General features: G+C 65.3%; 21 protein-coding genes. 13 read left to right on the forward strand and 8 right to left on the reverse strand.

Annotated features, from left to right (window positions below; genetic code table 11):
- Positions 1-52: 52 nt before the first annotated feature.
- The 3 genes from W7U_RS00715 to W7U_RS00725 form a co-directional block, all read right to left on the reverse strand.
- Positions 53-574, reverse strand: coding sequence for a hypothetical protein (locus W7U_RS00715; protein WP_008253762.1), 522 nt, complete (start codon positions 572-574; stop codon positions 53-55).
- Positions 575-705: 131 nt separating this feature from the next.
- On the reverse strand, positions 706-1,344 hold the full coding sequence (locus W7U_RS00720) for a hypothetical protein (RefSeq protein ID WP_008253763.1): 639 nt from the start codon (positions 1,342-1,344) through the stop codon (positions 706-708).
- On the reverse strand, positions 1,341-2,129 hold the full coding sequence (locus tag W7U_RS00725; RefSeq protein ID WP_036428497.1) for a hypothetical protein: 789 nt from the start codon (positions 2,127-2,129) through the stop codon (positions 1,341-1,343). Before W7U_RS00725 ends, W7U_RS00720 begins: the two co-directional genes overlap by 4 nt.
- A gap of 212 nt (positions 2,130-2,341) precedes the next feature.
- Here W7U_RS00725 and W7U_RS00730 point away from each other — a divergent pair, with 212 nt between their 5' ends.
- Positions 2,342-2,731, forward strand: a complete 390-nt coding sequence (locus tag W7U_RS00730) for a hypothetical protein (protein WP_036428500.1) — start codon at positions 2,342-2,344, stop codon at positions 2,729-2,731.
- A 3-nt stretch (positions 2,732-2,734) separates the two neighbouring features.
- Here W7U_RS00730 and W7U_RS00735 read toward each other — a convergent pair whose 3' ends face one another.
- A complete protein-coding gene (locus W7U_RS00735; protein ID WP_008253766.1) occupies positions 2,735-3,337 on the reverse strand; it encodes a TetR/AcrR family transcriptional regulator in 603 nt (200 codons plus the stop codon).
- 101 nt (positions 3,338-3,438) lie between these two features.
- Here W7U_RS00735 and W7U_RS00740 point away from each other — a divergent pair, with 101 nt between their 5' ends.
- Genes W7U_RS00740 through W7U_RS00755 form a run of 4 tightly spaced genes read left to right on the forward strand, consistent with a single transcriptional unit; the run spans position 3,439 to position 5,898 of the window.
- Positions 3,439-4,224, forward strand: a complete 786-nt coding sequence (locus W7U_RS00740) for a hypothetical protein (protein ID WP_008253770.1) — start codon at positions 3,439-3,441, stop codon at positions 4,222-4,224.
- A complete protein-coding gene (locus W7U_RS00745) occupies positions 4,221-5,036 on the forward strand; it encodes a hypothetical protein (protein WP_008253772.1) in 816 nt (271 codons plus the stop codon). The genes W7U_RS00740 and W7U_RS00745 overlap by 4 nt, the downstream gene beginning before the upstream one ends.
- Positions 5,033-5,611, forward strand: coding sequence for a cytochrome c oxidase subunit 3 family protein (locus tag W7U_RS00750; protein ID WP_008253773.1), 579 nt, complete (start codon positions 5,033-5,035; stop codon positions 5,609-5,611). Before W7U_RS00745 ends, W7U_RS00750 begins: the two co-directional genes overlap by 4 nt.
- Positions 5,611-5,898: a cytochrome C oxidase subunit IV family protein gene (locus W7U_RS00755; RefSeq protein ID WP_036429131.1), complete on the forward strand. Its 288-nt coding sequence runs from the start codon at positions 5,611-5,613 to the stop codon at positions 5,896-5,898. The genes W7U_RS00750 and W7U_RS00755 overlap by 1 nt, the downstream gene beginning before the upstream one ends.
- Before the next feature lie 19 nt (positions 5,899-5,917).
- Here the strand turns inward: W7U_RS00755 and W7U_RS00760 are convergent, their stop codons facing one another.
- Positions 5,918-7,213 carry a cytochrome P450 gene (locus W7U_RS00760; RefSeq protein WP_008253775.1) on the reverse strand — a complete coding sequence of 432 codons (1,296 nt, stop codon included), beginning with the start codon at positions 7,211-7,213 and terminating at the stop codon, positions 5,918-5,920.
- A gap of 195 nt (positions 7,214-7,408) precedes the next feature.
- On the opposite strand from W7U_RS00760, the gene W7U_RS00765 reads away from it, so the two are divergent.
- Entirely contained in the window at positions 7,409-8,128 is a 720-nt protein-coding gene (locus tag W7U_RS00765) for a TetR/AcrR family transcriptional regulator (RefSeq protein WP_008253777.1), read from the forward strand.
- Here the strand turns inward: W7U_RS00765 and W7U_RS25125 are convergent.
- Together W7U_RS25125 and W7U_RS00770 are read right to left on the reverse strand one after the other, a co-directional pair.
- On the reverse strand, positions 8,044-8,409 hold the full coding sequence (locus W7U_RS25125; RefSeq protein ID WP_076108115.1) for a hypothetical protein: 366 nt from the start codon (positions 8,407-8,409) through the stop codon (positions 8,044-8,046). The two genes, W7U_RS00765 and W7U_RS25125, sit on opposite strands and share 85 nt — an antisense overlap.
- Before the next feature lie 68 nt (positions 8,410-8,477).
- On the reverse strand, positions 8,478-9,233 hold the full coding sequence (locus W7U_RS00770; protein ID WP_008253781.1) for an enoyl-CoA hydratase/isomerase family protein: 756 nt from the start codon (positions 9,231-9,233) through the stop codon (positions 8,478-8,480).
- Between the two features lie 109 nt (positions 9,234-9,342).
- Here W7U_RS00770 and W7U_RS00775 point away from each other — a divergent pair, with 109 nt between their 5' ends.
- The 5 genes from W7U_RS00775 to W7U_RS00795 all read left to right on the forward strand — a co-directional run bounded on the left by W7U_RS00775 (position 9,343) and on the right by W7U_RS00795 (position 13,294).
- On the forward strand, positions 9,343-9,762 hold the full coding sequence (locus W7U_RS00775; protein ID WP_008253783.1) for a lipoprotein LpqH: 420 nt from the start codon (positions 9,343-9,345) through the stop codon (positions 9,760-9,762).
- Positions 9,763-9,849: 87 nt separating this feature from the next.
- Positions 9,850-11,040 (forward strand): amidohydrolase family protein, encoded by a 1,191-nt coding sequence (locus W7U_RS00780; protein WP_008253785.1) that lies wholly within the window; start codon positions 9,850-9,852, stop codon positions 11,038-11,040.
- A 32-nt stretch (positions 11,041-11,072) separates the two neighbouring features.
- Positions 11,073-12,476, forward strand: a complete 1,404-nt coding sequence (locus W7U_RS00785) for a FadD3 family acyl-CoA ligase (RefSeq protein ID WP_036429133.1) — start codon at positions 11,073-11,075, stop codon at positions 12,474-12,476.
- Positions 12,473-13,099 carry a hypothetical protein gene (locus W7U_RS00790; protein ID WP_008253790.1) on the forward strand — a complete coding sequence of 209 codons (627 nt, stop codon included), beginning with the start codon at positions 12,473-12,475 and terminating at the stop codon, positions 13,097-13,099. The genes W7U_RS00785 and W7U_RS00790 overlap by 4 nt, the downstream gene beginning before the upstream one ends.
- A 9-nt stretch (positions 13,100-13,108) precedes the next feature.
- Positions 13,109-13,294 (forward strand): (2Fe-2S)-binding protein, encoded by a 186-nt coding sequence (locus tag W7U_RS00795; protein ID WP_008253794.1) that lies wholly within the window; start codon positions 13,109-13,111, stop codon positions 13,292-13,294.
- A 4-nt stretch (positions 13,295-13,298) separates the two neighbouring features.
- Here W7U_RS00795 and W7U_RS00800 read toward each other — a convergent pair whose 3' ends face one another.
- Entirely contained in the window at positions 13,299-15,014 is a 1,716-nt protein-coding gene (locus W7U_RS00800; protein WP_008253796.1) for an alpha-keto acid decarboxylase family protein, read from the reverse strand.
- A 35-nt stretch (positions 15,015-15,049) separates the two neighbouring features.
- Between W7U_RS00800 and W7U_RS00805 the strand changes: the two genes are divergently transcribed.
- Together W7U_RS00805 and W7U_RS00810 are read left to right on the forward strand one after the other, a co-directional pair.
- Entirely contained in the window at positions 15,050-15,493 is a 444-nt protein-coding gene (locus tag W7U_RS00805) for an SRPBCC family protein (RefSeq protein ID WP_008253798.1), read from the forward strand.
- Between the two features lie 5 nt (positions 15,494-15,498).
- A complete protein-coding gene (locus W7U_RS00810; protein ID WP_008253806.1) occupies positions 15,499-16,578 on the forward strand; it encodes a CaiB/BaiF CoA-transferase family protein in 1,080 nt (359 codons plus the stop codon).
- Positions 16,579-16,598 lie beyond the last annotated feature (20 nt).

The raw sequence follows: 16,598 nt of genomic DNA on the forward strand, positions 1-16,598 counted from the left end.
CCCTGAGTCGTAGCTGCCCGAGGGGCGGGGCGATGACGCTACGGTCGCCCGATCAGGAGAGCTGGTCCAGCCGCAACGGCATCGTGATATCGAGCCACTGGTTTTGCCCGCAGGCACCGCTCGGACCGACGGTCTTGTCTTTGCCCGAAAAGACCCGCGATCCGATTTGAAACCCACCGTTGTCGTTCACCGGGTAGAAAAAGAAGGTCTGCTGTCCGGGGAACGCGGTACCGTCTTCGCACCGCTCCCAGTTCGGCACCTCGCGTCTCACCTTCCACATCTCCCCGTCATTCATATACAGGGCTGCGCTCCATCCCTGGTCGCTCGTCACCGTGCCATGGCAGTCCAGGGTGGTGTCGCACGACGAGTTGATGGTCCAAACTTGGTAGACCGTCGGTTCGCCGAAGTACTGATCGTTTCTCTGGGCCCAATCGCCAATGGACGTGGCGCGGTAGGTCCCGTTGAGGGCCACGTCTTCCTTGGTTACCGCCTGGGCTGTCGATGCGGTGCTCACACCGCCGAATGCGGTGGCAGCCACCAGCATTGCGGTGGTGAGTGTTTTGACTGAACGCATCAGGTGCTCCTCGAAGCGCGTAATCCGAGGGTGCCTATGGCACCTTTTCGCCGTCGGTTGCGGCGTCCTCGAGCGATGACGTTACACCGCTTCGGCCTGCCAGGTAATGGTTGGGACAAGATCTGCAGCGCTCATCCGGACGGGTCGAATTTCGCGATCAACCAGGAACCGTTCACTTTCGTCAGCGTCACCAAGATGCTGCTCTGCGTCTTTTCCGGATCCTTCTTGTGCACGCTTGCCGTGGTCTGGTCGACGAAAACCAGCACGACGGCCGAATTGGGATGCAATTCCGACACTGCGGCCCGAATCACCTTGGCGCTCGCCGTAAGTTGTCCTTTCTGCGCCATCGGCGCGACGGCCTCGTCGGCGAATTTGCTGTAATAGGCCAGAAAGTCGCCGGTGAGATGTGATTTCGCGTTGTCGAAATCGCGGTTCAAATGGTCGTAGGAATACGACAGCGCCGCCACCGCACCGTCTGACGCCGCCTGGATTGCCCGGCCCGCCGCCGCGTCACCGACCTGCTGGTCCGGCCGGTACACGATGAAGTACACGCCGGCGGCGATCCCCACGGCGGCAACCACCAACGCCGTCCCGGCGATCGAACGCCACCGTGCCAGATACGGGCGGGCTCGGCGCCTGATCGCCGCCAGCCGGCCCACGCGCGCCGGTTCCTCGGCAGCGGGCGGCCCGTCGTTCTCCTCGGCGGACGAAGTCTGGACTCCGTCGATCTTTTCGGTGTCGTCGGATGACGAGCCATGCTCGACAGTCATCGCAAGAATTCGATTTTCGACATCTTGAGTTGGCCGCCGTCGCGGTCCATGTTGACGCTGAGCCGGAACAAGGCCGGCGGCGGTCTGGCGTTATCCGGCCCAGTGGGAGTGGTCTTCGCCGCGACCAGCACGACTCCCGAATTGTCGCTCAATGACTGGACGGCGACGGCTTCGACGGTGACTTTGGTGCCGACCTTGGTCTCCTCGGCCTTGTTGACCATCAGGGGCGACAGCACGGATAGCTGGTCCTTCTGATCGCCCGTCGAGGCATCGATCGAGCGCTGGACATCCTCCTTGGCATGAGCGGGGTCAATTGACATGAAAGCCGTGATCCCTTGCCGGGCGGCTGCACTGAACTCCGCGGCGAGTTGGCGATTGTGCACCGCGATGTGGTGCTGCCACAGCATGTAGCCGGTCGCGGCAAGGGAGGCGGAGGCGAGTGCGCTGCCGACGGTGACAACTATTGCCTTCCGTCCCGGGCGCCGCAGCCACCGTGGTCGCCCGCGGCCCCGCAACCGCAGCCGTTTCCGCTTCGTGGGGCCCTGCTCGACATCCTGTGCGTCGTCGTCCGCGCCCCCGGTTTCGGCTGTCCCGCGCAGCCTCAAGAGTCGCTGCCGAGCCGCCTCGGCGCGCGCTTCAGCCTTGGCAACTTCGTCTTCTGGGTCGTCCGACGCGGCCGCTACGTTGCCGCCGCCGGTGCCTGCGCTTGACTGTGGTTCGCCGGGATCGGTCACATCCCTCGGGTCACCACAATCGTCGGCGTCGGGCCCCTCCGGATCGTGCACGGAGAAGCAGCTTATCACTCCGACCTGGGCTCAACGCCGGCGTCGGACGGTCGCGTTCGTGGTCCTCACATGCGGAAATACTCGCTCGCCGAGAACGGCGCGCAGCGGCGTTCGGGGTGGCCCAGCGCCGACCACCGGTCGGTCCCAGTGATCTTCTCCAACCAGGAGAATTTTCTTTTCAGGTGTGGCAGAGTAATCGGGTGCGATCAATCGTGGCTCTGGTTGCCGCGTTGCTCGGCGCCGGCGTGGTGGCCGCGCCGCCAGCCTCGGCCGGGCCGTCTGTCTGCGACTACCCCGCCTGCACCCCGGGCATCATGCCCCACCAGGTTCTCGGTGCGCCGTGTGACAACACCACTTACTACGCCTTCGGTGTAGCCGACGGATACGTTTCCTTCGCCTCGGAGCCCGGACGGCTGATGTTCTGCGGCTCGCCGAGGCGATACCAGCCTCGATGGTTCCGCTCACCGCCGATGGCGGGGGTCAAGGACGAAAACGCCGACTGCCAGAACTATCTGAACTACGTCGCGCAGGCGCCCGACGGCCTGTTCCTCATCTGCATTGCTCACGACGGCATATCGAGCTGGGTGCGCGCCGACACGTAGCAGTCACTCCGGAGCTTGCCGGGGCAAGCCGAGCAGGCGCCGGCTCAAATCGGTGACCCGATCCAGCAACGTCTCGTCGTCGATGTCGGCAACCAGCGGATGCATGACCGCGGTGCTGAGGGCGGCGGAGAACATGGCGGCCTCGATCCTCCCGTCCAGTCCCGCATCGCTGAGCAGCACCCGGTACAGACGGTCCATGAAAAGTTGAAATGGCTTGTGCTCGGCCAGCAACCGGACGACGACGGGATCGAATTGCAGCGTGCGCACCAACCGGCGATCGCGAACGGCCATCTCAACCACGCGTACCAGCAACGCATCCCGGGCCTGAGGGCCGTCGTCGTATGCCTCGGCCTCCTCGAGGGCCGGCTCGAGCCGGCCGAGTTCGCGCTCGGTGACGGCGATGACGATCTGCTCTTTGGTCCGGAATTGGTGATAGACAGCGGCTTTCGTGATCCCGACGGCGTCGGCGATCATCTGCAGGGAGGTACCGCTGACACCGTGTGTGGCGATCAGCTCCAGCGCGGCGTCGAGTACCCGCGTCCGGGCCGGGCTGTGCGCGATCAGCCAGAATTGCTCACCGGCGACCGGCTGGCGTGCTGTTCCCACGCACCGAGACTAGACGACGCTATTGACCCTGGCTAGCCGATCGGCTAGCTTCGCTCACTAGCCGAGTTTCGGCGGCGAGTTCGTGTGGGGAAGGAGTACCGATGTCCGACGTCGGCGGGAACGATGCAGGCGGTAGCCAATCTGCGCGAACCATCTCGCGGCGGACCGATGGCGAGCTGATCCTGCTCTGGACATTGCCGGCGGCGCTGATCCTGTGGATCGCCTCCTTCTTCCTGTTCCCGGGTTTCAACCCGCCGATGTCACCCACGATGCCGGCGGAGCAGGTGGCCGCCTTCTACCGCGATCCGGGGCATATTCCCCAGATCCGTTACAGCATGATCGTGTTCAACTGGTTCGGCGTGTGCCTGGTCCCGATCCTGGCGCTGATCGTGCTGCAGATCCGCCGGATGGCACACCGGACGCCGATCTTCTCCTACGCGATGCTGGGCTGCGCCGCGGGCGGTCCGACGCTGTTTCTGGTCGCCAACGTCTGCTGGCTGCTGGCCGCGTTTCGTCCGGAGCGCAGCCCGGGGCTGACTCAGCTGCTCAACGATTTCGGCTGGATCACCTTCACCATCGTGGTCCCGTTCCTGATCGGCCAAAGCGTAATCCTGGCGCTGGCAATCTTTTTCGACGATCAGGCCCGACCGGTATTTCCCCGTTGGGTGGCCTACTTCAACCTTCTCGTCGCCGGCGCCCTGGTGCCCGCGGCATTCGTCGGCGTCTCATTGACCGGACCGCTGGCCTGGGACGGCTTCCTGTCGTTCTGGGTGAAGAACGTTGCCATCGCGGTCTGGATCGTCGTTATGGGCGTCGTATTGGGACAGGCGATCTACCGCGAGCGTGCCGAGACCCGCGGGCGCCCAGATGAATTGGTCACCACATGAGCGCGGTGATCACACCGTCGACGTCGCCGGCAACTCCGCCCGCGGGCCCCTTGCACCAGCGAATCGCCTGGCACCTGACGCGCGACCCCAGGCGAGAACTGTGGTTGGCATGGGGGACGCTGATGGTTTTCTACAGTCTGTTCTTCCCGATGTTCTTCATCGTGGCACAGGTCCAGCCCCCGCCGGAGCCGACCTGGGATCTCGCGACGCAGGTGCATTGGTTCTCCGAACGTCACCTGGGCATACCCGTCGGCTTCGGTGTCATCTTCGCCATCAGCGGCATGATCGCGGTCAACAACGCGCTCATCGCGTATTCGATGCGGCGCATGTCGGTCAGCCGCGCGTTCGGGTATTCGTATCTGATCATCTACTCGCTCAGCGCGGTTCCCGGCATGATCCTGCTCAACGTCGCGCTGATGGTCGGCACGCTGCGGCCGGACCGCGACCCCCAAATCCTCGGATGGCTGTATGACTTCGCCTTCTTGTCCTTCGACGGGACGATGGGAGTGTTCCTGATCGGTTCGCTGATCTGGATGGTGGCGATCCTGCTCGACAAGAATCGCGTATTCCCTAAGTGGTTTGGCTATCTCAACCTGTGCAACGCGCTGACCGAGGTGGTCGTGGCGCCCTGTTGGATCTTCCGGCGTGGCGTGTTCGCGTGGGATGGCGAGATCGCTTGGTGGCTGGACATGGTCGTGTTCGGCATCTACCAAGTCACGTTCATTGTCATGCTGTTTCAGATGATCCGGCGCGAAGACTTCGGGACCGGGGAGCTGCCGGACCTGCCGCGGAAGAAGGCGGTTGCGCAGTGACCGACCTCGCCGACAAGCGCGGACGCGTCAGGGCCGTGCCGGGCCAGCCCGACATGTGGGCGTTCGTATTGTTCGAGACCCTGGTTTTCACAGGGTATTTCGGCTTCTACTTGTTCTCACGGGGACGCAATCCCGAGCTTTTCCTGCAGTCGCAGGCTCACCTCGACCTGCGCGTCGGGGTTCTCAACACCTTGGTTCTGCTACTCAGCTCGTGGTCGGTGGCGCGCTGTGTTCAGTCGGCCCGCGCGGGCGCCTATGGGGCGGCTCTCAGGGATGTCTTCATCACGGCGGCATTCGCCGTCGTGTTCCTGTTTTTCAAGGCGTTCGAGTGGGCCCGGTTGGTTCACGCCGGAAACGGCATAGAGCGCAACGACTTCTTCATGTTCTATTTCTTCCTCACCGGGATCCACTTCGTCCACCTGCTGATCGGCTTCGTCGTCCTCGGCATCATCGTCTACCAACTCCGGAGTCCGGCGCGCCGCTCCCAGGAACTCGTCGAAACCTGCGCAACCTATTGGCACACCGTCGATTTCCTCTGGGTGCTGATCTTTGCGCTGCTCTACGTGGTGAGGTGATCGGAATCAGATTCAACAAGAGATTGCTGGTTGTCTGGACGATCTTGGCCGCGCTGACGCTGGCCTATCTGGGGATAGACCACTCCGTCGACGGCGCGCTGAAATCCAGCGCTGTCGTCACGTCGAGCGTCATCGTCATCGCACTGGTCAAGGTGCGCATCATCTTTCGCGAGTTCATGGAGGTGCGAGACGCTCCGGTCCTGCTGTGCCGACTCACCGACGCGTGGGTGGTGTTGATCGCCGTCGTCTTGCTCGCCTGTTACTTCGTCGGGATGCAGGTCCGGTAGCGCCCGCGGGCGAAAAGCCCTAAGCCACCGGCGCGATCGCGTCCGCTGTGGTGAACGTCAGGTGCAGTTCGCTCAGGCCCCGCAGGATGTACGTCGGCTCGTAGGTGTAACGACGCTCGGTGGCCGGCCCGTGGTGGGCCTCGTTGATTTCGATGTGCGGCATGCGATCCAGGATCCGCTCGATCGACACGCGACCCTCGACGCGGGCCAGGGGGCCGCCGGGGCACGAGTGCACGCCGCGGGCGAACGCCATGTGTTCGCGAACGTTCTTGCGGCGCAGGTCGAACTCGTGTGGGTTCTCGAACCGGCGCGGGTCGCGGTTGGCGGCGCCCGGCAGGATCATCACCACTGTGCCCGCGGGGATGTCGACACCGCCGATGGTGGTCGCCTTGCGGGCCAGCCGCGAGTCGCTCTTGACGGGGCTGTCCATCCGTAGCGATTCCTCGATGAACCCGGGAATCAGGCTGCGGTCGTCACGCAACTCTTGCTGGATGTCAGGCCGGTCGCCCAGAACCTGTAGAGCGGCGCTGAGCAGCTTCGCCGTCGTCTCCTGTCCGGCGGCGAAAAGGAAGGTCGCCGAGCGGACGACCTCGATCACCGGGGGCGTCGAGCCGTCCGGGTACTTCGCTTCCGCCAGGAACGTCAGCACGTCGCCGCGGGGCTCGCGGCGCCGATCCTCGATGTAGTTACAGAACTTGTCGTCGAGCCACTCGAGCGGGTTGATGCCCACCGACTCGTGGTCCAGGGCGCCCACGCGCGCCTCGGGGCGATCGGCGCCCAAGACCTTACGGAACTCCTTGTGGTCCTCTTCCGGTACGCCGAGCAGGTCGGCGATCACCAAGGTGGCGAACGGCTTCGAATATTCGGCGATGAACTCGCACTCACCGAGGCCGAGGAACTCGTCGAGCTGACGGTCGGCGAGGCGCCACATGAACTCCTCGTTCTGCTTCAGCCGGCTCGGGGTCAGCAGCTTGGCGAGCACCGACCGGGCCTTGGTGTGATCCGGCGGATCCATGGTGACCATGTGTTCGTTCATCGGAAAGGAGCTGCGGTGCGCATCGATCTGGGGGCTGATGTCGTCGCCTTCGGGCGTGAACGGTAACGGCGGGAAGGGCCCACCAAGGGCGACGATGTTGGAGAAGGTATCCGGGTCTTTGTAGATCTCGCAGGCTTCGTCGTAGCCGGTGACGGCTACGACGCCGTAGTGCGGCAGCCGCAGCACCGGGTTTTGACTGCGCAGGTAGTCGAAGTACGGGTGCGGATCTGGGACCAGTGACGGATCGGTGAAGAAGTCGATCGAGTCGAAGGTGCTCATCGGATTTGCGTCTCCCTGGGCTGGGTTTACCGGTCGTGTTCGGCGGCACATCGCTACCGCCGCCCGATTTCGAGATCGAAAATGTGCTGAGCACCTGCTTAGCATGGCGGTAATGTCAGGGTCAAGGTCGCAACGCCGCGCCACGATACGATCCGTGTGGTCGGCACGGGATGGCACACAGTACGGAGCAGGGACATGACATCGGCCCGCAGAATCGGGGCGCCGGACGCGAAAAACCGCGTCTTGTTGCTCGATGCCGCCGAACAGCTGATGCTCGAAGAGGGCTATGCCGCGGTGACGTCGCGGCGGCTGGCGAACAAGGCCGGGCTCAAGCCTCAACTGGTGCACTACTACTTCCGCACCATGGAAGAGCTGTTCCTGGAAGTCTTTCGGCGCCGGGCCGAAGAGGCGCTCGAGGCGCACGCGCGAATGCTTCAGTTGCCGCAGCCGCTGTGGGCGCTGTGGCGCTTCGGCACCGATCCCGCGTTCACGCGGATTTCCATGGAATTCATAGCACTGGCCAATCACCGTAAGGACATGCGGGCCGAAATCGCTTACTACGCAGAGCGTTTTCGTGAAGAGCAGCGCCAAGCGGTGGCGACGGCGCTGGAGCGCTACGGCTCCAGGATTCAAGACGAGGGCCAGGACATCGAGATCGCTCCGGTGGTGTGGACGGTGCTGATGAGCAGCCTGTCGCGCTTTCTGGTGCTCGAGCAGGCGATCGGTATGTCCGCCGGCCATGCCGAGACGGTGGAGTTGGTGGAGAACTACTTGCGCCGCCTGGAAGGCGAACCGCAGCCGATCGAGTGCGTGCCGGAGACCTGGCTGGTTCACCAGTTCCGCAGCGAGCAGAGCACACCCTTGGGGCCGTCCTTGGATACGACGACGGCGCCGTCTACCGCCAGATCACAGTGAAGTCCCGGCGTGCCGGGCTCCGTGCCCGTGCTCGCCACGACCATCGCGTAATGGTCGGGGTCCGACATGTCCAGATCGAAACTCCACGGCTTGCCCGGGGCTAGGTCGATGTCGACGTGTGGTGTGAACGAGTAGGGATTGTGGCTGTAGTCGGAAAACTTTTCCGGCTGATGGTCCAGGTAATAGATGCTGGTATAGATCGGATTCTGCGCGCTGACGGTGTATCTGACGTGATGCATGACCGGGTTATCGGCATGTGCCCGTCCGCTTCCCACCAGCAGACCGGCCGCCGCCAATAGAGAAGCCAACGACACGATGGAGCCGACGCCCATCACTGTCTTCATCGTGGTCATGACGCTCCTCCGGCTGCCGGGCGCGGTTTGGCGTTGCGGCTCATCACCCGTTCTGCGGCCTGCCAGTGCGGGTCGGCAACCCATAACCGTGCGAAGGATGCTATCGCCTCCTCGGGGGAAACTCCGCGGATTACCCGCTTTATCTCGGTCGCCGGCAGGCGCGCCAGCGAGCGTGCGACGGCTCGCCACCCTTGGTCGGGCGAGTCGAACACGTCGCGGGGCACGACCTGATCCACCAAGCCGATGCGTTCGGCGTCGAGTGCGGTGAGGGCGGTTCCCGAGCCGGCCAACAGCAGCGCCTTGCTCTTGCCGACCAGCGCGGCCAGCCGCTCGGCTCCGCCCCAGGCGGGCATGATCTCGAGCTGCACCTGGTTGAAGGCGATCTTGATGTCGTCGGCGGCCACCCGGATGTCGGCGGCGACGGCGACTTCGGCGCCGCCGCCGAACGCGTGGCCATTGAGGGCGGCGATGACGGGACCGGGGAAATCCGCCAGCTCATCACAGATGGACCGCATCCGCCGGGCCATGGCCGCGGCGTCCTCCTCGGTCCGCAACGCGCTCAATTCCTTGAGATCGCCGCCGGAGACGAAGGCTTTGTCTCCGGCGCCCTTGATCACCAGCGCCTGCGCGCCGGCCGCCGCATCGAGCGCCTTCTCCAACTGGTCCATGGTGTCCAGACCGATGGCGTTGCGCGCGTGTGGGCGGTCGATGGTGACCACCGCCAACCCGTCGTCGATCTCCAGGTCCACCATGTGTGTAATCGCTCCTCGACAGGAACCCGATATTGGCATTCTCTTTTCGCGAGAATAACATCATCGCTGCAGGCTAAGAACTTTCGTCAGTGAGGATGGAGGTGACTCGATGCGGAATCGAATCGTGGCCGCCGCGGCGGTCCTGATCGTTGCTTTGGTTGGCGCGTGCACGTCGCGGCCATCAAACCAAATCGCCAGCACGGCGTCAGTCACCGTGAACGGTAACAACCGGAACTTCCACATCGTGAAGTGCAGCCAGCGGGAGTGGAGTCGGACGATCGAAATCGGCGGCAATTTCGCCGGAGCCAAACTCATCATCGACGAGAGCGCGCAACCTGCGACAGTCGAGTCTGTACACATCCAAAACCTGGGTGGCTTCAGCGGCATGTACTCGCGGGGCGATGGCGGCAGCGCGGACATGAGCATGACGGGCGACAAGTTCACCGTCTCCGGCACCGCCAACGGTTACAGAACCGACAAGCCCGGTGAACCGGCCGACGCCACCTACAAGATCTTCGTGTCGTGCTGACCACGTCGAACAGGGGCTCGCCGGGGCCACGTTGCGATTAGGCGCCTGTAGAGAATAGTATTCTCACAAATCAAGAAGGAGGATTTCATGGGCCAGTTGTCGCACCGGGAAGACGTCCCGTTTCCAATCTTTGACGCGGATAACCATCTGTACGAGCCGCCGGAGGCGCTGACCAAGTACCTGCCCAAGGCGTACAAGGACTACGTCCAGTACGTGCAGGTCAACGGGCGGACGAAGATCGCGATCCGCGGCCACATCAGCAACTACATTCCCAACCCGACCTTCGAGGTCGTCGCCCGGCCGGGCGCCTGGGAGGAGTACTTCAAGTACGGCAACCCGGACGGCAAGAGCAAGCGCGAGCTGTTCGGCGAGCCGATGCGCGCGATCCCGGCGTTCTTCGAGCCCGGCCCGCGCCTGGAGAAGATGAACGAGCTGGGCCTGGACCGCACCCTGATGTTCCCGACGCTGGCCAGCCTGCTCGAGGAGCGGCTGCGCGACGACCCGGTCGCCATCCACGTCCTGGTCCACGCGCTGAACGAGTGGCTCGACGACGTCTGGGGCTTCAACTACCAGAACCGCATTTTCACGACCCCGGTCATCACGCTGCCGATCGTCGAGAAGGCGATCGAGGAGCTGGAGTGGGCGGTCAAGCGCGGCGCCCGCTGCATCCTGATCCGCCCGGCTCCGGTCCCCGGATTCCGCGGCCCCCGGTCGTTCGCGACGCCCGAATTCGATCCGTTCTGGGAGCGGGTCGTCGAGCACGACGTGCTGGTCGGCATGCACTCCAGCGACAGTGGCTACTCCCGCTACACCTCCGAGTGGGACGGCGCCGAACAGGAAATGCTGCCGTTCCAAACCAATGCGATGGGCATCCTCAACGAATGGCGGCCGATCCAGGACGCGGTGGGCTCGTGGGTGATCCACGGCGCTCTCTACCGCCACCCGAAGCTGAAGGTCGCGATCGTCGAGGCCGGCTCGAAGTGGATGACCCCGTTGCTGGACGGGCTGACCGAGGTCTTCCGCAAGGCCCCGGAGGCGTTCCCGAGTGACCCGGTCGAGATGGTCAAGAACCGCATCCACGTGAGCCCGTTCTTCGAGGACGGCATCGACGATCTGATCAACCTCGTCGGCGTGGACCAGGTGCTGTACGGCTCGGACTGGCCGCACCCGGAGGGGCTGGCGGAGCCGACCTTCTACGTCAACGCGCTGTCGCACCTGTCCGTTGACGACCAGGCCAAGATCATGGGCGGCAACCTCGGTCGACTCGTCACGGTGTGACAGACCGGCCAAGCTGGCAGACCATCCCCGAGATGGTCTTGAGCGCGGCGGACCGTTTCGGCGATGCGGAAGCAGTCGTCGACGGTCCGCTGCGCTTGACTTTCACGCAGGTGGTCGAGCGGATCCGTTGCGCCGCAGGCGCCTTCGCCGACCTCGGCGTCGATAAGGGTGACCGGGTCGCGATCTGGGCGCCCAATTCGGCCGAGTGGATCATCGCGGCGTTCGGGTTGCTCACCGCGGGTGGCGTGCTCGTCCCGGTCAACACCCGGTTCAAGACCGAAGAAGCCGGCGACATCATCGTCCGCAGCAAGGTGAAGGCCGTCCTGGTCCAGAAGGGCTTCCTGGACCAGGATTACACCGCGCCCGCCGGCGTGCCGGTCATCGACCTGAAGTCCGACTTCCTGTCCAGCGGTTCACCATTCGAGCGACCGGTGAGCGGCACCGATACCTCGGACATCATCTTCACGTCGGGCACGACGGGGCGCCCCAAGGGCGCGATGCTGAACCACGGCCAAACGCTGCGGATGTACGAGGAGTGGGCGACGCTTGCGGATCTGCGCGAGGGCGATCGCTACCTGCAGATCAACCCGTACTTCCACACGTTCGGCCTGAAGGCGGGGCTGGTGACGTCCTTCCTGCGCGGCGCGACGATGCTGCCGGTCGCGGTCTTCGACATCGACACCGTGGTGGAACTCATTGACCGCGAACGCATCACGATGCTTCCGGGGCCGCCGACCCTATACCACTCATTGCTGGGCGTCGGCGACAAGTCCAAGCTGTCGACGCTGCGGGCCGCGGTGACCGGCGCCGCCGACATCCCGGTCGAACTCGTCCGTCGCATCCACGGCGAACTGCCGTTCGAGACGTTGATGACCGGCTACGGACTCACCGAGGCCGGCAACGTGACGCTGTCGCGGCCAGGGGATTCCTTCGAGGATGTCGCCACCACCGCCGGCCTGCCCTGCGACGGAGTCGAGGTGCGCATCGCCGATGACGGCGAAGTGGTGGTCCGCGGTTACGGCGTCATGCAGGGCTACCTCGACGACCCGGCCGCCACGGCCCAGGCGATCGACGCCGAGGGGTGGCTGCACACCGGGGACCTGGGAAGTTTCGACGACGCCGGGCGGCTGCGCATCGTCGGCCGCAAGAAGGACATGTTCATCGTCGGCGGCTTCAACGCCTATCCCGCCGAGATCGAGGGTTTCCTGCTCAACCACCCCGCCGTCGCGCAGGCCGCCGTCATCGGTATCCCCGACGAACGGATGGGCCAGGTGGGCAAGGCGTTCGTGGTCCGCAAGGGTGAGGTCAGCGCCGACGAATTGATCGCCTGGTGCCGCGACCGCATGGCCGGGTTCAAGGTGCCGCGCGCGGTACAGTTCCTTGATTCACTCCCACTCAACGCGACGGGGAAAGTGATGAAGGACCAACTTCGATGAATAACGGCGATATTCATTCGATGGTGATCGCGTCGGACTACCGCGTCCCGGATCCGTCGCGAGTATGGCCGCTGCTGGAACGCAACAAGGCGGCCTTGGCCGACATCGGCGCGCACCACGTGCTCGTCTACACCTCGACCCACGACTACGGCCGGGTCCTGGTGATGATCGGGGTCCACAGCCGCGAGCCGATCGTCGAGCTGCTGCGCTCGCGGGTCTTCTTCGATTGGTTCGACGAAGCCGGTGTCGACGACATCCCCGCGGTGTTCGCCGGCGAGATCATCGACCGGTTCATCGCCCAGCCGCCGCAAACCCCGGCGGCGCCGGGCGTCGTGGTGGCCGCCATCGCGTCCGTCAACGACGTGACCCTGCTGACCTCCGAAGTCAGCACTGCGATCGACAGGTTCACCACGGCCGGCATCCGAAAGACCTGGGTGTTCCAGGCTTTCGACGATGATCACGAGGTGCTGATCCTGCAGGAGTTCCCCGACGAAGAACGCGCGCGGGAGTGGATCGATCACCCCGACGCCGCGGCGCAGTGGATGTCGGGAGCGGGCGTCGGCGCCTACCCCCCGCTGTTCGTCGGCCGGTTCTCCGACATGATGCGCATCGAGGCGGACTGAGGTTAGCTGGTGTTCGTGTGCCTGTGTAACGGGGTCACCAGCCAGACCGTGACCGAGGCCGTCGAGTGCGGGGCGTCGACCACCAACGAAGTCGCCCAGGCGTGCGGAGCGGGCACCGACTGCGGTCGCTGCCGGCGGACGGTGCAAGCCATCCTGCGGTCATCGTCCCCGGAGCGGACGCCCAATCCGCGCTAGAACTTCAGCGGCGCGGACTGCCGTCCGGTGACGTCGGTTGCACGAGTTCGACCAGCAGGTGGGGAATCTCGAGCCGCGGCAGCACCACCTCGACGAAAACCATGCGGTCTTTGTGTTCGGCGGCGGCGGTCAGCGCGTCGTCGAGCTCCCCGTAGGTCTGGACCGAAAACGCCAGGTGGTCGGTGACGCCCAGCGCGTGCGGGACGTCCGTCCACTTCCAACTGACGATGTCGTTGTAGGGCGCCGTCTCGCCGTGGATGGCGCGCTCGACGGTGTAGCCGTCGTTGTTGACCACCACGATGACGGGGGAGAGCCCCTCGCGCGAGAAGGTGCCGAGCTCCTGGACGGTCAGTTGCGCGGCGCCGTCCCCGATCAGCAACACCGTGCGGCGGTCCGGATGCGCGACGGCGGCCCCCAGCGCGGCCGGCAACGTGTAACCGATTGAGCCCCAAAGAGGTTGGCCGATGAAGGTGACACCGTGCGGCAGCCGGTGATCGGCCATGCCGTAGAAGGAGGTGCCCTGGTCGGCGAGCACCACGTTGCCCGGTGTGAGGGCCCGGCAAAGCCGATCCCACAGCATTTTCTGGGTCAGGGGTTGATCGCGGGGCGGGGGCGGCGGGAGTGGCGCGGCCGGCGGCGACGCCACCGGTGGCGACGCGGTCCCGCGCCGGACCAGGATGGTGGCCAGCGCCTCGAGCGCGGCGCCCATCTCCAACGGCGCGAAGACTTCTCCGGCGACGCTGCTTTGGTATTGCCCGACGTCGATGGTCCGGGCCGGGTCGATCCGCTGGCTGAAGAAGCCGCTCACCATGTCGGTGAACACCACTCCGGCGGTGACCAACACGGGCGCCTCTTCGATCGCAGTGCGCACCGCCGGCGCGCTGGCCGATCCCGCGTAGATCCCCAGGAAATTCGGTGAGCTTTCGTCGAGCAGGCTCTTCCCCCACATCAGCGTGGCGTGCGGCACGACGTCCGCGGCCAACAACGCCTCGAGTTCTTTGATCGCCTGCAGGCGGTGGACCAGCAAGTCGGCGAGGACGGTCAACCGGTGGCCGCCGATGAGCTCGGTCGCGGCCTCGACGAACATCGCCAGCGCGCGCGGGCTGGTGCCGCCGCTGTAGCGGGGCAGCGGAGCTTCGGGCGGCTCGGTGGGGAAGCGGGCCACGTCGGTGGACAGCAGGATGTATCCGGGTCGCTTCTGCTCGCGCACCTCGCACAGCACCCGGTCGATCTCCCGGCGGGCCGTTGCGGGCATGAGATTGGCCTGGGCACAGGTGATTTCGCGGCTGACCCGGAAGAAGTGTTCGAAGTCCCCGTCGCCGAGGGAGTGGTGCAGCGCCCGGCGGGTGCCCTGCGCGTCCTTGGACGGGCCGCCGACGATGTGCACGACGGGCACCTGCTCGGCGTAGCTGCCCGCGATCGCGTTGGCCGCGGACAGCTCACCGACGCCGAATGTCGTTACCAACGCCGACATTCCGCGCAGCCGTCCATACCCGTCGGCGGCGTAGCCGGCGTTCAGCTCGTTGGCGTTGCCGACCCAGCGCAGGCTGGGGTGGGCGATGATGTGGTCGAGGAACTCCAGGTTGTAATCACCGGGAACGCCGAAGATCTCGGAGACGCCGAGTTCGGCGAGACGGTCCAACAGGTAGTCACCGACGGTGTAAGCGGGATCGGTCGCGGCATCAGTCACAGGCACGACGGTACGCTCGGCCGAATCCATTCCGGGCGGGACGCCGGGCCAGTATCGTGCGGGCCATGGCACTCGAAGAATCCCGCGACATCGTGATCGAAGCCAGTCCCGAGGAGATTCTGGACGTCATCGCCGATTTCGAATCGATGCCCGAATGGTCGGAACCGCACCAGAGCGCGGAGGTCCTCGAGACCGGCGACGACGGGCGACCCCGCCAAGTCAGGATGAGGGTCAAGGTCGCCGGGATCACCGACGAACAGGTGGTCGCCTACACCTGGGCGGACAACGCCGTGAGTTGGACGCTGGTGAGTTCCTCGCAGCAGAAGGCGCAGGACGGGAAGTACACCCTGATACCGCAGGGCGACAAGACCCTGGTGAAGTTCGAGCTGCTGGCGGACCCGAACGTGCCGCTGCCCGGCTTCGTGCTGAAGCGTGCCGTGAAGGGGACGATCGACTCCGCCACCAAGGCCCTGCGCGAGCGGGTGCTCACGGTCAAGAAGGGCAAGTAGTCACGGTGGGCGGCGGCCCGCTGGCCGGGGTGCGGGTGATCGAACTCGGCGGCATCGGACCGGGGCCGCACGCGGGAATGCTGCTGGCGGACCTGGGCGCCGACGTGGTGCGGGTGCGGCGGCCGTCGGGCGGCCTCGAAATGCCGGCCGAGGGCCGGGACTTGTTGCATCGCGGCAAGCGGATCGTCGACCTCGACGTCAAGACGCAACCGCAGGCCCTGCTCGAGCTGGCCGCCAAGGCCGACGTGTTGCTGGACTGCTTTCGCCCCGGCACGTGCGAGCGACTCGGAATCGGTCCCGACGACTGCGCGGCGGCCAATCCGCGCCTGATCTTCGCGCGGATCACCGGCTGGGGGCAGGACGGGCCGCTGGCGCGCACGGCGGGTCACGACATCAACTACCTGTCGCAGACCGGCGCGCTCTCGGCGCTCGGCTACGCCGACCGTCCGCCGATTCCGCCGCTGAACCTGGTCGCCGACTTCGGTGGCGGCTCGATGCTGGTGGCGTTCGGCATCGCCGTCGCCCTCTACGAACGGGAACGGTCGGGCAAGGGTCAGGTCATCGACGCGGCGATGGTCGACGGGGTGAGTCTGTTGGCCCAGATGATGTGGACGATGAAGTCCACTGGCGCACTGCGCGACCGACGCGAATCCTTCCTGCTCGACGGCGGCGCCCCGTTCTACGGTTGCTACGAGACCGCCGACGGCGGATACGTGGCCGTCGGCGCCATCGAGCCGCAATTCTTCGCGGCGTTACTCGCCGGGCTCGGCCTGTCACCCGAGGACGTGCCCGGCCAGCTCGACAAGGATTCCTACCCACGGATGCGCGAGATCTTCACGAAACGGTTCGCGAGCCGAACCCGCGACGAATGGGCGCGCACGTTCGCCGGCACCGATGCGTGCGTCACCCCGGTGCTGACATGGACCGAAGCCGCGACCGACGACCACCTGCGGACGCGGTCCACCGTCATCACCGCCCACGGCGTCGACCAGGCCGCACCCGCCCCGCGCTTTTCGCGAACACCCACCGGGCCGGTCGAGCGACCCCCGGCGGCGACGACATCGCTTGACGAAATCAACTGGTAGGCCATCGATTACGACGAACC

The sequence above is a fragment of the Mycobacterium sp. H4Y genome (genome assembly GCF_000364405.1).
Classification (GTDB): Bacteria; Actinomycetota; Actinomycetes; order Mycobacteriales; family Mycobacteriaceae; genus Mycobacterium; species Mycobacterium intracellulare.

Bases quoted from the DNA above. Each gene is read 5' to 3' on its own strand.
- W7U_RS00770 (WP_008253781.1), bottom strand. From the start codon at position 9,233: ATGGTGGACCTGGAGATCGACGACGGGTTGGCGGTGGTCACCATCGAC.
- W7U_RS00715 (WP_008253762.1), bottom strand. From the start codon at position 574: ATGCGTTCAGTCAAAACACTCACCACCGCAATGCTGGTGGCTGCCACC.
- W7U_RS00785 (WP_036429133.1), top strand. From the start codon at position 11,073: ATGGTCTTGAGCGCGGCGGACCGTTTCGGCGATGCGGAAGCAGTCGTC.
- W7U_RS00720 (WP_008253763.1), bottom strand. From the start codon at position 1,344: ATGACTGTCGAGCATGGCTCGTCATCCGACGACACCGAAAAGATCGAC.
- W7U_RS00805 (WP_008253798.1), top strand. From the start codon at position 15,050: ATGGCACTCGAAGAATCCCGCGACATCGTGATCGAAGCCAGTCCCGAG.
- W7U_RS00800 (WP_008253796.1), bottom strand. From the start codon at position 15,014: ATGGATTCGGCCGAGCGTACCGTCGTGCCTGTGACTGATGCCGCGACC.
- W7U_RS00780 (WP_008253785.1), top strand. From the start codon at position 9,850: ATGGGCCAGTTGTCGCACCGGGAAGACGTCCCGTTTCCAATCTTTGAC.
- W7U_RS00775 (WP_008253783.1), top strand. From the start codon at position 9,343: ATGCGGAATCGAATCGTGGCCGCCGCGGCGGTCCTGATCGTTGCTTTG.
- W7U_RS00765 (WP_008253777.1), top strand. From the start codon at position 7,409: ATGACATCGGCCCGCAGAATCGGGGCGCCGGACGCGAAAAACCGCGTC.
- W7U_RS00740 (WP_008253770.1), top strand. From the start codon at position 3,439: ATGTCCGACGTCGGCGGGAACGATGCAGGCGGTAGCCAATCTGCGCGA.
- W7U_RS00745 (WP_008253772.1), top strand. From the start codon at position 4,221: ATGAGCGCGGTGATCACACCGTCGACGTCGCCGGCAACTCCGCCCGCG.
- W7U_RS00760 (WP_008253775.1), bottom strand. From the start codon at position 7,213: ATGAGCACCTTCGACTCGATCGACTTCTTCACCGATCCGTCACTGGTC.
- W7U_RS00790 (WP_008253790.1), top strand. From the start codon at position 12,473: ATGAATAACGGCGATATTCATTCGATGGTGATCGCGTCGGACTACCGC.